The sequence below is a fragment of the Streptomyces pluripotens genome, assembly GCF_000802245.2.
GTDB lineage: Bacteria > Actinomycetota > Actinomycetes > Streptomycetales > Streptomycetaceae > Streptomyces > Streptomyces pluripotens.
Genome location: NZ_CP021080.1, coordinates 4,291,671 through 4,306,519, shown reverse-complemented (window position 1 = coordinate 4,306,519; position 14,849 = coordinate 4,291,671). Strand labels below are relative to the sequence as shown.

The window sequence follows — 14,849 nt, the reverse complement described above, 5'->3', positions numbered from 1 at the left end:
TCCAGGACGGTGTCACGCGCCCGCCCGGGCCCACAGGGCCGTTCGGCCTGGTCACCGGCCCAGTCGGCCTCTCCACCCGCCCGGTCGGCAAGCCGTCTGGCCTCGTCGCAGAGGAGCGCAGGTCGTCGGCGACCGCCCCGCGGCTGCTCAGGCGGTGACGGTCCCTCTCGCAGCGCGTGTCGGTGCCCGCCGCCCGGACGCGGGCGAGCACATGGCTCAGGGTCCACTCGTGATGGACAAGCAGCCGCGAGGTGCGACCGACCATGGCGCACGGGTACCCCGCCCGTCACCGGTCCCAGGGCGCGAAGGCGCAGCATCAGTCGGTGGTAGGCGGTGATGTGCTCGGCCGCCTCGTGGAGGACCTCCGCCGCGACGACGCCCGCTTCGCCGCAGGCAGCCACCGTACGGTCGACGGCAGACTGGCCGCCGACCGTTGGTTCCCCTCCGCCAAGACCTGTTCCGGATGCGGCGCGATGAGCGACAAGTCGCTGCTGCACGTGCGGACTTACCCATGCGACGCCCGCGGCCTGGTCATCGACCGGGACTCCACCACGGCCCGCCACCTCACCGCCCTCGCGACAGCATGCACAACTCGTACCGGAGTCGGCGGAGGCCAGGACACCCCAGCGGTGTCGAAGCCTCGTGGAGCCGGCCAGAAGACCCGCGCCACCTGCCCCAGCCGCAAGGCAAGGGCAGGGCGGGCAAGCGGCAGGGCGGTTTCAAAGTCCCGGTGATCACGTGAGTGCGCAGGTCGCGACGGTATGACGATGCGCGGTCGGCCCGGTCCGTACGCAACGAAGCTCCGGTTGATGCCGGTGACCGATCAAGTCGCCCGCACCGCCCGGAGCTTCGATGTGCCGTCAGTCTGCCACCGTCTGTCTGATCAAGTCGCCCACCCGTCAGCACCGGTTGATCGGACCGCTGGCCCTGCGGCTGCGGACCTTGGCCGACCCCCGGCATCGGCGCGGGAAGCGTCACTCGTTCGTGAGCGTGCTGCTGGTGGCCTGCTCGGCGGTGCTGACCGGAGCCCGTTCCTTCGCCGCGATCGGCCAGTGGGCAGCGAGCGCCCCGCAGGACACGCTCGCCCGGCTCGGCGCCCGCGCCACGACGGTCTTGAACGTGCGCATCGCGCCGAGTGCGGCGACCATCCGCCGCGTCCTGAACGCCGCCTGCCCCGGCGGGCTCGCCGACCTGCTCGGATCCGATCCGGCCGGGGCGGACACCCTCGCGGTGGACGGCAAGAGCGCCCGCGGCTCGCGCCACGGCGAGATCCCGGCCGCCCATCTGCTGGCCGCGATCACCGGCGCCGGCCTGACCGTCACCCAACTGCGGGTCCCCGGCAAGACGAACGAAATCACCTGCTTTGACGCCTTGCTGGCGCCCTACGACCTGACCGGCGTCACGGTCTCCGCGGATGCCCTGCACTGCCAGCGCGATCACGCCCGGTTCCTCGTCGAGGAGAAGAAGGCGCACTACGCCTTCACCGTGAAGCGCAACCAGAAGAACCTGCACCGCCAACTCGCCACCCTGCCCTGGGAGAAGGCGAGTGCGAAGTTCTACGACCGCACCGATGCCCACGGACGCCTGGAGACCCGCGTCGTGCAGGCCCTGACCATCACCGACCTCGGCGTCGACTTCCCCCACGCGGTCCAGGTCGCGAAGATCGTCCGGCACCGCACTCAGCGCAAGACCGGCAAACGCAGCCGCGAGACGGTCTACGTCATCACGGACCTGGCCAGCCGCGAAGCCTCCCCCGAGCGCATCGCGAAGATCGTCCGTTCGCAGTGGATCATCGAGAACCGTCTCCACTTCGTCCGAGACACCGCCTTCGCCGAGGACGCCTCCACGGTCCGAACCGGACACGGCCCGGACAACATGGCCACCCTCCGCAGCTTCGCGATCAACACACTGCGAGCCTCCGGCCACGCGAACATCGCGGCCGGACTCCGCGAGATGTCCTACGACGGCTTCCGCCGACCACTGGACCTCCTCGGCCTTGCCTGACCAGCGCTCCCACGCAAGATCAAAAGACTTTGCAACAGCCCTGGGGCAAGCGGCGAAACCATGCCTCACCAGCGACCTCGGGAAGCAAGATCCGAAGGAGTTGCTGCACTCCGCTGCTGTACGACACGTCAAAGCCCCGATAGGGAGATCCCTACCGGGGCTTTGAGCTGCGTGGCCCTGAAGGGAACCAAATTGAACCCCGTGCTCATGCGGTACGTCCGAAAACACACCGCATAGAGCGTCAGGGGACCCCGTCTGTGGCCACCCATCTTACGCGTCTGGGCTTCAAGCCCGACGCCGCTCCGGCACCTTCACCGGGTGCCGGAGCTCAACACACGACTCATGACTCCGCGATGCAAGCACCGTGAGCACGCTGCCAGTAAGCGTGTGTCGTGAGCCCAACAGCCACCGATAGCATGTGCAGATGGCTCAGAGCGCAGGTCGGAACGTACGAGGAAACGTGTTCCCTATCGTCGAAGCCTTCGGCTTTCCACACGACAGCGAGTCGCCGGCGGCCGCGAAGGCGTGGGACGAGAAGAGCTGTCCCTTCGCAGGTGGCCTGTGCGAGAAGCAGCGACAGTACGGCTTCGGCTACTGCTCGGTCACCTATGCGGCCAAGTGGAACGACGGCCAGCAACGCACCTACGCCGTCTGCGACCACCGGCTCGATGGCCCGCCAGTCGAATGGGCCGTGACGGACTTCTTCGGAGACCGCCAGGCGACCCTCGTGTCTGAGGTAGCGGCAACGCTCACCCCAAGGCTCAACATCGACTATGTCGCTTTCGCAGACGACCCGTCCGCTCCGGACGGAACAAGTCTCATCGCGATCGAGACTCAGGCGATCGACCTCAGGGGTGGTGGAGTCGGGCCTGCATGGAAAGCCTGGGAAGCAGACGATGTCGATAACTGGCGCGCATATTTCACCGCCGAAGCCGAACGCAAAGGCCGTCGCGACACGGTGGACTACGGCGTGAACACCGGCAACGTCTATAAACGACTCGGCACTCAGGTAGCCGTGAAGGGCGAATATCTGAAGCAGATAGACGTGCCGCTCTATGTAGTGATGCAGCACAGCATCCTGCAACAGCTCCGCTCGCGGATCAACTTCGCCCCAGTCGCAGCGGACTCCCCCTGGGACATCACGTTCGCTGGATTTGACTACGGCGGCGCGCTCGACTCCGACGGAAAGATGCGCCTCGACCTGGTTGAGACCGTTAGAACGACCCTACCAAATTACCTGGAAGCCATGACCTCAAGCGGCGAAGGTAGCGCCATGCGCGCAGATTTTGTCGCCAAGGTCAGGAAGAAGGTTAAGGTCGCATCCACTCAAACAAATCTGTTCAACCTCTAGAACAGCTGCGATTGAGAATCGCCATCGTCTTGTTTCGGGATGTCCACCTCGTCAGCTTCAGCGATAGCAAATTGCCGGTTGGTCACGTTCGTGCGAGCTGATGCAGAGAAATGAGTGGTGATCTCGAAGCCCATCCCTCGACGCCCGTTCTTCACTGCTACGGCAAGAGACCGACCTGTGCCACAGAACGGGTCCAAGACCAGCCCACCAGGAGGGCACGAGCTCAAGATTCGCGGCTCGATCAGCTTCACGGGGAAGGTCGCCGAGTGACCATCGGAACCGGGTGCCGCGTTGACCCTGACGACATCCCGAGCGCCCTCCTCCACGGCGGACATGTCGTAGTAGTACTTCGCTCGCCCCTCTTTCGGGCGCTTCACGAAGTGGAAGAAGTGTTCATGCGCTAGCCGCAGTCGATCCTTCTCAGGACGTGGCGGCACGTTCCGCTTCTCCCAAATAACATCGTTTCGGAGAATCCAGCGCTCGGCCTGCATGGCGATGGCGAAGCGGGCCGGGATCAACAGCAGTTGCTTCTCCTGACGGAATCCCCCCATCGGCGTCTTCCTGCGCATCCTCGGGTTGTCACCCAACCCTTGGCGTCCATCGAAACGGATGCTCGACCACCGAGCGAAATAGGTGTCGCCAATGTTGATCCAAATGCTTCCGCCCGGCTTCAAAGCAGAGGCGCCCCGCTGAAAAATCTCAACAAGGTTACTGACGTACCACTCAGGAAGCGGCTCCAGCCCCAAGCAACCACCATGAAGCCTGTACCAGTCGTACGGGGGCGGAACTTCCTTGCTCCCGCCTTCAACTTCCCACTCGCGCAGAATTTCCTCGTTGTGGTCGAGGCCGTAGGTGCGAAGTCCCCAGTACGGCGGTGACGTGATAATCAGATCGACTGATTCGGCAGGAAGCTTGCCCATGAGATCGAAGGCATCACCCTCATGCACCTCCGCCACATTATCTTGCAGCGGAGGCGTAATACCCTGAGAAACTTCCATACCCTGCCCCAAATTGAACGATCCCGTGAAGACACGCATACATGTCGGGCGCGAGTATATACCACCCAACCCCTGTTATCCAACATTGGCGCAGCGAAACAAAACAAGGATCGCGAACCCAAAAGACGCTGTGGCCCAGCGTGAGAGATAACGTACGGTATCTGGTCAAAACAGAGGCAGGACGTTAGGTCATCCTCAGTCTAATGAACGCCAAGCCGACCGTACCCTAGCCATCTAAGATCAAGCACAACTAAACAAGGAAACAGTTATGACCCACGTGAGCAAAGGAGACTATCCACAAACCGAAAGCCATTCAGCGCGCACCACGAAGCTCCCCCGCAACAAAATCCTCATCGGCGACGTACGCGACCAGCTTGCCGAACTCCCGGCGTCATCCATCGACACCATCATCACGAGCCCGCCGTACTTCGGCGTCCGCGACTACGGCCACGACCAGCAACTCGGCGCAGAACCCGACGTAGACGGTTGGGTCGAGGGTCTGCGTGTTGCGGCCCACGAGTTCGCTCGCGTCCTGCGCCCGACCGGTTCGCTCTGGCTGAACCTGGGCGACAGCTACGCCCGCCACCCAACCGAGGGCGCACCCACCAAGAGCCTGCTGCTCGGCCCGTCCCGCGTAGCGTTGGCGCTCATCCGTGACGGCTGGATACTCCGCAACCAAGTCATCTGGGCGAAGTCCAACCCCATGCCGTCATCTGTCGGCGACCGGCTGACCACAACGCACGAGCTGATCTACTTCTTCACCCGTTCGCGCAGCTACTACTTCAACCTCGATGCCATTCGGCAACCGCTCGTCACCACGAAGCCGCAGGCCACACGAGACACCGCGCGCGTCTACCCGCCCCCAAGCGCCGGCGCGACCAGCCGGCCCGGCTGGACGCTCAACGACAACCGCGGGCTGGGGCACCTCAAGGCATCTGGGGCTGCTGGTCATCCGCTCGGCAAGAACCCCGGCGACGTCTGGACACTGCCGACAGCCGGGTTCCGAGGCGGCCACTTCGCGGCCTTCCCCCTGCGCCTCGCCGAACGCCCCTTGCTCGCGACATGCCCGGAGCGCGTGTGTTCTGTCTGCGGAGCAGCATGGCAACGCGAGCTAGAACGTCGTGGCGACCGATTGCTCGCCGTGGGTGCACTGCAACCAAGCTGCACCCACAAAGCCGAAGGTGTGCCCGGCGTCGTGCTCGACCCGTTCATGGGTACCGGCACCACGGCGCTCGCTGCCGAGAAGCACGGCCGTGACTGGCTCGGTATCGAGCTGAACCCCGAGTACGCCGCTATGGCCCGGCAGCGCATCACGGCGCAGCGGCGCAAACGCACGCCGACGCACTGACACCTCGTCGGTGTCATGCGGCCGTTGTCGTCATCCGAAATCGGATGGCCGGTCGCACAGCATCGAGGAGGCTCCCATGGCGGGACCCACCAACGGCGGCGTGAAGACGCTCGGCATCAAGGTGCCGGACGCCCTGCACGCGCAGTTCACCCTGGTCGCTCAGCTCGACAACATTTCGCTGGGTGACGCAGCTCTGCGCGCCGTAGAGCTGTACGTGGACACCAAGAAGGCCGAGCCGGACTTTGCGGCTCGCGCTGCTGCCGCGCTTGAGGAGATCGAGCGCGAGGCTGCCGCCCGACGCGGAGCCATCCAAGGGCTGTTCGGGGAGGCCTCCCCGGCAGCCGAAGCCGCCGACACGACGACAAGTCGGCGACGGGGTGAGTCGGCCAAGTAAGGCCATCCCCCCTGAAGGGAGTGGAGCGGCGGACGCATGTTGTCCGCCCTCCGCTCCCCCACTTCCACATCAGACCGTGCTCCCTCTGCGGGCGATCGGCCTGGTGCGGAACCGGACCCGCCCACCAGGCAAAAGCCCGAAGGGTCCAGAAGCGAGCGGACATGCTGACCGCAATCGTGATACCAGCCGATCCGGCAGAACCGGCGCGGCTGGAGCAGCTCGACAAACGGGACGTCGACGCGTTCCGTGCGCTTGTCGGCGGCCATCTTCAGGTCATCAACCTGGAACGGCCGGCGGCGACCATGTACCTCAACGACGAAGGCAAGCTCGACGGGTTGCCGTTCAACCCCAGGGCTACGGCGCTGCTGTGGGCCCATAACGCCGCGTTCCGCGACCAGGACGTCATCGCCGGTGACGCCTTCATCGTCGGCGTCCCTGACAGGCACGGCGACGACACCACAGCACCGACGGAACTGGTTGACCTCCTCTTCCACACCAAGCGCTACCGCGTGTTGGTGCAGGGCGAGGGCGACGAGAAGTTCTACGGACACCTACGGCCGTTCGACTCGTGGTTCGAGGCGTACGGCTTCGGCGTCCATCTGGTGCGGATGTTCAGCCAGCTCCAGGACGTACAGATCGTGGCCGAAACCGAGGACGAACAGGCCAAGCTCATCCAGGAGTGGCTGCGCATCGGGAAGGAGAACCCGGCGATCGTGGCGGCCACCGACCCGCCGTTCACCGAGGGCAGCTTCGAGGAGTGCTTCACCGTCGAGGAGCTGGAGGAGCGAATCACGGCTGCCTCGTGGGGAATCGGCACGGCGTTCTACCACCGCGACCTGTGCTTCATTCAGCAGGTCGAGGGTGGTGACGAGTGGTTGACTATTCGTCACAGCGTCGCGTTCGAGAGCATCACTGTATTGCCGCTCATTGAGCGTGGTGAGCTCGCTTCACTGGTGCGCCGACTGTTGGCCGCTTCGAAGGAGCAGTGTCAGCGGTTGGAGTACTGAATCAAACCGCCGCCCGAGCTACGGCTTGGGCGGCGGACACCCCCCTCAGAACGGTGGCTCGTCGCTGAAGCCGCCTCCACCCCACGGATTAGCCTCTTTCGGGATCGCCTTCTCAGGGAGGGGCAAGTTGGTTACAACGTAGAGATTCAAGATGTCGGCCCGGTCGATGAACATGATCTGGCTTCGCTTAGCATCATCAAGCGCGTTGCCGATCCAGTTCCGAGCAGCTTTGGTAATCTCGCCGCCCGCCACTATGAAGGCATGGTCAACGAGAACCCGCTTGTTGGCTTCCGGGTCGAAGATCTCGTGCGCCAGCATCATCAAAGCTTGGTTGTGGATCTCGGCAACGTTTGCGTTGCCTGCCCTCGTAACACCGGATGCGTCGAGCTTGCCCTTCTTCACTTGGATTCCGAAGTAGAGCAAGTGCTGCGTCGGCAAGGTGTAGCGCATCCAGATGTCCTTGCCGTATTCGAGTGCCTTGTCTCGATGGCCGGCTGCCGTGATGCGGTGGAACCCAAGCTGCCGGAAGAGCGGTAGCAGGACCTCTTCGATCAGCTCATCTTCGCTGCACTTATCAAGGTAAGCCGCAAGGTCGTTACGGCGCTTGACCTCTACGGCCGTCAGCGGTCGATGCGGATTTGCTTGCAGTACCGTGACCGTGTTCGTGCCCACATGCCGTACATAGCAATGGCGGTCGTCGCCATAGAAGGCCTCGAAGCCCTCCCGGTTGAGCACAGCGTTCAGTTGCTCCAACGCGTGCTGTCGATCCGGCCCCTCATTCAATGCATCGCTCGGACTCATCAATTGGTCGATGAGGCGACAGAAAATCTCGGGCGGGTGCGTCGGGCCATCGTGAGGCTCGCTCAGCATGGCGTCGAGAACGTCGGCGACCCAGCGATGACGAGTAGATCCGTCGTGAGCCCAGTCCGTATCAAGCTCCTGAAAAAACTCGGTGATATACATGCTCGACCGATAGGGGAAGTACTTCGGCTCCTCACCTGGCCCAGGGGATTCCGCGCCCAGGTTTCCGCAAATCAAGTCAGCGAGCGCTTCGGAGTTCCTACGTCTAAACTTCATAATTGTCCTCCCTGACGGAATGGCACCTGAAGCCTCGTCGCACAATAACGCTTGTTTGCTCGATTTTACTTGATAGCTCTTGCCAGTAGACCAGCTTCTCTTCCGGTGCGGTCATCATCACCTTCTCTATACTCTATGGAACTAGAGTATGCGCGAACTTCACACAATAATCAAGAGGAATAGCGACTTCCGGTTGATCGGGCCAATAGCTGGATGGCAACTAGGACCGCCATGTAATTAGCAAGAATTTAAAAAACCCACCCTCGTGAAGTCGAAAACTTCAGAGGGCAGGCAAGCCACAAACTACATTCCGAGAGGTGCGGCCAGCCCGCCCGGACGCTTGTCGCTCCTAAGCGACATGCCGTCCGGGCTGAGCTAAGCCTCCATCTACCTCGCCACCTCAAACAACTTGCTCGTGGTGGGACTTGTCCCACCACCCCACCAGGTCTCGTATACCTCACCACGGTTGGTGCCGGTGTAGATCTGTTGGGCTGCGCCGTCGTTGAACTTCACGAAGGTAGAGATGTCGCCCTGCTGCGAACGGTTCACAACGTTGCTGTTGCCAGCGCCGCTGCTTGTGTACCAGAACTCACGCACGCCACCGGTTGTGGCGATGTAGATCTGGTAGGCACTGCCCGTGCGCATGGCTTGGGAGTGGATGATGCCAGTTCGGCCCGAGACCTCGGCGCTGTGCGCCGGGGCAGTGGATCCGTTCCACTTGCTCTGCCACACGGATGTGGAAGTGCCAGTGAACAGGCGCTGCTCGCCACTCACCAACGTCTTGCTGAGCGAGTTGATGTCGCCCTGTGAGATATTGAGGATGGTGCCGTACTTCACGCCCTCACTCTTCCACCAGATTTCGTACACCCAGCCGGCGCTAGCGACATACAACTGGTCTTCGCCGTCCGGGCCAGTGGACTTGACCATGGTGACTGGGTTGTTGATGTTGACCAGGCGGGATTTGTGAATTCCCTCCGGGTCGCCATCTTTCCACCAGAACTCGTACGGTCCGTCGCTCGCCAGGACGTACAGCCGGTGAACGTACTGGCCGCCTTCCCAGCGGTTGGCCGCGATGACCGACCGCACACCACTGAGCCCGCTGATGATCTTGGCACTCCCCGGGGAATGTTGCGCATCCCACCAGGTCTCCCAGATCCCATCCGGAACCGCGGTATACACGGCCTGCTTGCCTTCCGGCAAGTTGACCTTGTCGAACCCCACGATGTTGTCCTGAGCGATGTGAATCACTTCGCTCGTGTGGACACCATCTCCACCCGGATGCCACCAGGCTTCCGTGATGGCCGACTGTGTGGCGGCGTAGACTTGGGGTGTGCCGGAGGAGTCGGTGGTGCGTTTGAGGGATTTGACGGTGGGAGGTGGGGGCGGAGCCGCCGGCGAGTCCGCCGAAGTATCCGGCGGAGTGATGGTGTAGCTCGGACCCGCTATCTGGATCGAGCTCAACTCGCCCAGCTTGGAGAACGCCTTGTTCACGATCTCCAGCGCAGAATCGGGATCGGGAATCCAATGGTCCTGGTAAGCGCTACCGTGAGTGCTCAACGGATTGCCCGCAACGGGCAAATACGCTTTGTTGCCGGTGCAGATGCCATCACGCTTGTCACACCAGCTACCAGTTCGATCGGCGAGCGAACTCGGTACGTATGGAACACGAATGCGGAGCGACCCCAGAGCGCAATTGGCGTCACCACGTGCCCACGGAACGCGAACGACCATATTGCAGGCCGTACTCCGTGGATCGCCATACAGCGCCACGTAACCGATATGGCTCCGTGTGTAGTCGCTGATGCTGTTCATGGCGTAACCGACAACCTCGGCACCCTGAGAATAACCACCGACGACGATGGACTCCCTGGGGCAGCGACTCGCACGGTCGTTGAGATGGGTAACGAGCTCGCTGACGCCAGTCCAGACGCTATCGTAGTAGCCGTCCATCCCGGTGAGGATGCCCCAGTCGGCCCAACCTACTGCTGGATACCTGCCCGGACTCAGTTGATCCTGTGGCTGCTGGGCGTTATCGAGATTGCCGAGCTCAACCCAAGCACGAGGCGCCTCGTAGCTAGCGAGGATACTAAGGACGGACGTTTTGAACGCCCTTGCTTGCGCGCCGTCAAAGCTTTCGCCTGAGCCACGCGCGAAGACAACGTAGACACCGCCATTTTTCATGCAGGCGGGATCAGCCTTTGCCGAGGTTACCGGTCCGAAGATCGTCAAGCCCAAACTGCCGCACAGCATGGCCATGCAGAGCAGGAGGATCCGCAATCGGCTTTGCGCAGTGATGCGCAATTGATTCACCTCTCTTCTGTTTTTAAGCTGCGGCTCCCCAATTAGCAATTAGGGATTATAGATACATTAACATAATTGCAAATAAGTTCAAGGAAGCTTAGGCTACCTTCACTTGCCCACTGATCGAATTTGACTTAAAATAGGGGTGAATTTAACGAGAGCTGCACATGAAAGAGCAAAGTAAAACCTCCGCTTCCGCCGCGCTAGGGCAGAAGAAACGATTCATTATCATCGGTGCTGGTGCTGCGATCGCCATTGCACTACTTGTGGCAGGCCTTTTTTATTGGGTTACACACAATTATGCGCAAGAAGCATCTTCTCCGCTGGAGAAAATTCTTGTCCAGAGCGGGGCGGTAAAAGTGTGCGGTTCGGGCGATCCAGGGCGAGGACCTGACAACTACGCGCCTCACTATGCATCACTTTACGAGTTAGATGCGAGTAAAGATGATGCGGTCGAGCTGATCACTAAAGCTGCAGCCGAGAACGGATATAGTCTGGTGCGCAACAGTTCTCCGTATCCGTATGTTGAACAGTACTGGGACACTGTCGGCAAGAAGAGTAACTACCCAGGCTTCAGCAGCGGCAACGTGACGGTCAGGTTTAGCGTCTACGGCGCAGGTACGGAGAAGCTGTATTGCGACCAGCAGCCGCTCCAGTCGGATGAGACTCACACCGCAATTTCGCTTGAAGTGAGATTGCCTGACTCTAAGTAGTCAGGAGAATGTGGGGCTAAGGCTAAGTTCACACGCCAGCGGCGACGTGGCCGCGGAGCAGTGCAGCACAAGGAGCGCCCAATCAACCGGAGTCTGGTGGGCGATCTGGTCACGTAGTCTAACGCTCCCTCGCCGATCGACAGTGAACGTGGCGACGCCCCAACAACCCGCCCGGGGGAAAGCACAAGGCTAGCCAACCGAAGCTCCGGTCATCCCTCAACCGGAAATCATATCCAGTACGTATCATCCATGTCTGGATCGGGCTCTAGATCTGACTCGATGATTCGCAGATTCCGATTCTTCTCTTCCCACTCGTCCACCCGCTCCCGGGCGTCATTCAAGGCTTCGCATTGAGTACCCGACAAGTAGAAACGAAAGGACTTCACTGCGTCCCAAGCCTCATTGCACTCTTTGATATTAAGCGACTCCGCCGAAGCAACAGCAAGATAGCGCTCAACGGCATCCATCACGATTTGCTTTTCGACGCGAGGGTGTAGTTGCGGCAGGATGTTAATTACGCCATCCGAGCTATAGACGATAACAATCGCTGGCGGTCGTTCACTGTCGAGGTACCGGATGGCATTATTAAATCGACTACCGCGAGCCGGATCTCCTCTACTATGAGCGGTACCATCGAGAATTACACCGATGGCATGACATCGACCTTGCAGGTCAACGAGCATCGCTCCGTCCATGTCTGTCAGCTGTGTCAAAAGCTGGGAAGTTAGCCGAGTCGGCTCGATTGACCATGCTTGCGGTGACAGGCGTTCAGCCTCGGCTGCCGCATCGCCTGAGATGATAAGCATCGCCCCGTGCCTATGATTACCGGCGGCTTGCGCAGCTTCACGTAGCGCGTCCTGGTCGGCTTCAGGAAAGAAGCGACTCACGAGATCTTCCAAATACTCTTCATCGAGTACAAGCGTCGGCAAACGGGGGATGCCGTCCCGCACGATCAATAGCGCTTCATCTGCATGCGAAAACTCCCAAACGCCCCGTGCGGTGAAGCTGACGGAAAACACCGTTTCACTATCAGCGTCATAATCGGGCTTCACTACCCCAAGGCCGTAGACGCTTTCTCCATCCGACAGTAGGTCCGATTGAGATCCGCTGGCCTCCAGAAGCTTTCGCACGGCCGGCACGTTGCGCATCTTCACTGGGTGTTTAAGCCTGAGGAATACTTCAATAGCCGGATCGTCCTGCTGGGCGATGATAAGTCGTCCCGCTCCTGGCCGCCCCTCATATGGCAGAGCAGAGAGGCCGCTCATGAGCAAATGATTCTCGCCGCCAAACCAGAATCCAGCACAGTACAACATGGAGCGGACCATTGATTCAGTGGCGCTCCTTACGATCTCGTCCCCGCTCTCCGGCAAATAGGCGGAGCCATCGCCAGGTATGTACAGGGCCCGGACTGAGCGTCGAAAGATCTCCCGAATTACAGCATGCACCAGTGACTGATGCACATGGAACCGATCACGCTCCTCAGTCTTGATCTGAGGAACGTTTTTGATAGCGGCCTTATCCACACTGATGACCGTATGTACTTCATAGTCGCCCACTCGGATTGAGCCACTTGAAAAGAATCTCCTCCCTTGCTCTCGCGGCATTGCCTCAAAAGCCTCTTCGAGTGCTCGCGCGCGCATCCTATCGCGTAGTTCCTGATGGCGTTGTTTATGCACGTGGGCAACGCTGTGGATCATATTGCGATCTGGATGGCTTGCGTACAGCTCGGCTGCTCGTTTCCTTACATGCGCCAATTCATCGGGCGAGTAGGGGCCGTCTTCAGGTTCAATGCATACATCAAATTGATGATCACCAGCTGCCTTGAAGCCAACCAGCACAACATCCGGGTCCCCGTAAAACCCAATCGCCTCAAGAGTCGATTCTGTCCGAACCGCTACCGCGATCCTGTAGTGAGGCTGATAGGCCCACATGAACTGTTTGATGGAGCGTCCTTCACCCATGATCTATTCACCCCTCACTAAATCACAGCCGCTTCCACTTGCCGAGTTTTCTTGCGGCTTCACCATGCCAGCCTCATCCAGCCTCTTCGAAGAGTTCGGCCGCCTCGGCGAAGTCATCTGCTAGGTTCTTCTTATCTCGCTCCACAAAATCCAGCTCGCCTTTGCTGTCGCGGTCTGTCCAGTAGTGGCCTTTAAGGCGCCTCGCCGGGTTGCCAGATACATCAAAAACGGTTGAACCATGGTGAATTCGGCTACGGTGTTCAACGCGCAAATCGGGCTTGTTGAGATACATGTAGGTCAGTAGAACCGATCCATCGACTTCCGATACCTTGGCCAAAGCAGACGTGGACTTCGATTCGTCAGTCATAAGCTTCACAGAGACCAGCGAGGCAGTCTGCTGCACCACAAGGTAGACAGTCTTCGGCGGTGGGCTGCTGCCGGTTTCCGGATTAGTCCAGAAGGACGTGAGCGTACCTTTCCAGGTCCCGCGGACACTACGAGCTACTCCCACTCCCGGAATTCGCTGAACCAGGGGAAGCCGCCATAGCAAAAAATCCCACAGGTTGAAGATGACCGTGCACAACAGGACAGCAGTCGAGAAAAGTTTGAGAGCGCTCCAATCTGGCTTCCCGTCTTGCATCCACGCGCTAACTACGAAGAGAAGCACGACCACCCCGACAATGACGCGAATAGCGATCGTCTTTTTCATGACGCGTATCCCAGATAGTTCCAGGCAGCTTTCACGAAGTCACGTGCGTCCTGACGGCTCCAATCCTGAGTGCCGTGAAAGAGGAACTTGCAGTCATTCACTTCAAACCACCGCTCTGACTCTTCCGACGGTTCGGCGCCCTCAAGCTCCTGCCAGATGTGCACGATGATGCCTTCAATAGTCTTGGTCCATGTCGGCTCAAGAAAAACGCTGTCCGGACAGTTGTACACAAGGCTTTCAACGAAGAAGGAAGGAACCTCACGGTGGACATCTTCTGCAACCATCGCGTTCTCAACGCGCTTCATAATTCGAACAGCCTTTTTGTAATACTGTCTGGTGCGCGTGTTCTTTGCCCGCCCATTCTCTAGCTGCTGTTTTGGGTAGTTGACTAGGGATGCTCCATTTTTCTTGAAGACCTTGGCGCCTTTGCGGTAACTGGTCGACGAGAAATGGTACTCGTATTCAAAACAGGGCACCACGTCGGCATCTACACGAGCGCTGCTGGAATGGATGCGGAATGCAGTCGAACCCGAGGAGTCAACTTGACCGGGGAACTTAGCCCTCAGTGCTGCTTCAAGCTCTGACCTTAGTTTTGCTGGCGTCCAGATCCCCGTGTAGGACCCGCTCGGTGGATGCGCACCCTCGGTAGCCTCGTCCCAGTACACGGCTTCACCGCACTGCACAGCGATATCAACATCGCTGTCTGCCTTGACGTTGGTGTTGTTTGCGTATGAACCTTTAGCGTAAACACTGAGGTCGCAACCATGGAACGCAGCGTGTTCCTTAATGGCCTCACGAATCATCCGCTCGGTGCGGTCTTGCTTATCCTGCTCAGTCGCACTGGATGGTCCAGTCCAACCGCTCAACTTTTCTTCTAGTATCATTCAATTTTCCCGTTGGATTATGGAGCGCAAGAGCATCAAGACGAGGCGCCGTCACTCAGCGTCGCTGCCTGGCGCCCAGGAGCCTACTCCGCCGCACTGACA

13 protein-coding genes are annotated in these 14,849 nt (G+C 60.1%); 7 read left to right on the top strand and 6 right to left on the bottom strand.

Features of this window, described 5'->3' with window-relative positions:
* Positions 1 to 263 precede the first annotated feature (263 nt).
* The 3 genes from LK06_RS19570 (at position 264) to LK06_RS19560 (ending at position 3,355) form a co-directional block, all read left to right on the top strand.
* Positions 264 to 734, top strand: a complete 471-nt coding sequence (locus LK06_RS19570) for a transposase (RefSeq protein ID WP_043432358.1) — start codon at positions 264 to 266, stop codon at positions 732 to 734.
* A gap of 118 nt (positions 735 to 852) precedes the next feature.
* Complete coding sequence (locus LK06_RS19565) at positions 853 to 2,004, top strand: ISAs1 family transposase (protein ID WP_234367286.1); 1,152 nt, start codon at positions 853 to 855, stop codon at positions 2,002 to 2,004.
* A 424-nt stretch (positions 2,005 to 2,428) separates the two neighbouring features.
* Positions 2,429 to 3,355: a NotI family restriction endonuclease gene (locus LK06_RS19560; protein WP_089516733.1), complete on the top strand. Its 927-nt coding sequence runs from the start codon at positions 2,429 to 2,431 to the stop codon at positions 3,353 to 3,355.
* Here LK06_RS19560 and LK06_RS19555 read toward each other — a convergent pair.
* Complete coding sequence (locus tag LK06_RS19555; protein WP_078859144.1) at positions 3,352 to 4,392, bottom strand: site-specific DNA-methyltransferase; 1,041 nt, start codon at positions 4,390 to 4,392, stop codon at positions 3,352 to 3,354. The genes LK06_RS19560 and LK06_RS19555 overlap by 4 nt on opposite strands.
* A gap of 229 nt (positions 4,393 to 4,621) precedes the next feature.
* Here LK06_RS19555 and LK06_RS19550 point away from each other — a divergent pair, with 229 nt between their 5' ends.
* The 3 genes from LK06_RS19550 to LK06_RS19540 all read left to right on the top strand — a co-directional run bounded on the left by LK06_RS19550 (position 4,622) and on the right by LK06_RS19540 (position 7,102).
* Complete coding sequence (locus LK06_RS19550; RefSeq protein ID WP_078859145.1) at positions 4,622 to 5,701, top strand: DNA-methyltransferase; 1,080 nt, start codon at positions 4,622 to 4,624, stop codon at positions 5,699 to 5,701.
* 76 nt (positions 5,702 to 5,777) lie between these two features.
* Positions 5,778 to 6,095 (top strand): hypothetical protein, encoded by a 318-nt coding sequence (locus tag LK06_RS19545; protein ID WP_052319120.1) that lies wholly within the window; start codon positions 5,778 to 5,780, stop codon positions 6,093 to 6,095.
* A gap of 161 nt (positions 6,096 to 6,256) precedes the next feature.
* Entirely contained in the window at positions 6,257 to 7,102 is an 846-nt protein-coding gene (locus LK06_RS19540) for a DUF3846 domain-containing protein (RefSeq protein WP_043435960.1), read from the top strand.
* A gap of 45 nt (positions 7,103 to 7,147) precedes the next feature.
* Here LK06_RS19540 and LK06_RS19535 read toward each other — a convergent pair whose 3' ends face one another.
* Complete coding sequence (locus LK06_RS19535; protein WP_234367456.1) at positions 7,148 to 8,065, bottom strand: restriction endonuclease; 918 nt, start codon at positions 8,063 to 8,065, stop codon at positions 7,148 to 7,150.
* Positions 8,066 to 8,566: 501 nt separating this feature from the next.
* A complete protein-coding gene (locus LK06_RS19530; RefSeq protein WP_159025320.1) occupies positions 8,567 to 10,480 on the bottom strand; it encodes a cutinase family protein in 1,914 nt (637 codons plus the stop codon).
* Positions 10,481 to 10,647: 167 nt separating this feature from the next.
* On the opposite strand from LK06_RS19530, the gene LK06_RS33320 reads away from it, so the two are divergent.
* Positions 10,648 to 11,193, top strand: a complete 546-nt coding sequence (locus LK06_RS33320) for a hypothetical protein (RefSeq protein WP_159025319.1) — start codon at positions 10,648 to 10,650, stop codon at positions 11,191 to 11,193.
* A 227-nt stretch (positions 11,194 to 11,420) separates the two neighbouring features.
* Here the strand turns inward: LK06_RS33320 and LK06_RS19525 are convergent, their stop codons facing one another.
* The 3 genes from LK06_RS19525 to LK06_RS19520 form a co-directional block, all read right to left on the bottom strand.
* Positions 11,421 to 13,154: an anti-phage protein gene (locus LK06_RS19525; protein ID WP_078859147.1), complete on the bottom strand. Its 1,734-nt coding sequence runs from the start codon at positions 13,152 to 13,154 to the stop codon at positions 11,421 to 11,423.
* A gap of 73 nt (positions 13,155 to 13,227) precedes the next feature.
* Entirely contained in the window at positions 13,228 to 13,863 is a 636-nt protein-coding gene (locus LK06_RS33315) for a Cap15 family cyclic dinucleotide receptor domain-containing protein (protein ID WP_159025318.1), read from the bottom strand.
* Positions 13,860 to 14,747, bottom strand: a complete 888-nt coding sequence (locus LK06_RS19520) for a nucleotidyltransferase domain-containing protein (RefSeq protein ID WP_052319121.1) — start codon at positions 14,745 to 14,747, stop codon at positions 13,860 to 13,862. Before LK06_RS19520 ends, LK06_RS33315 begins: the two co-directional genes overlap by 4 nt.
* Between the last annotated feature and the right edge of the window lie 102 nt (positions 14,748 to 14,849).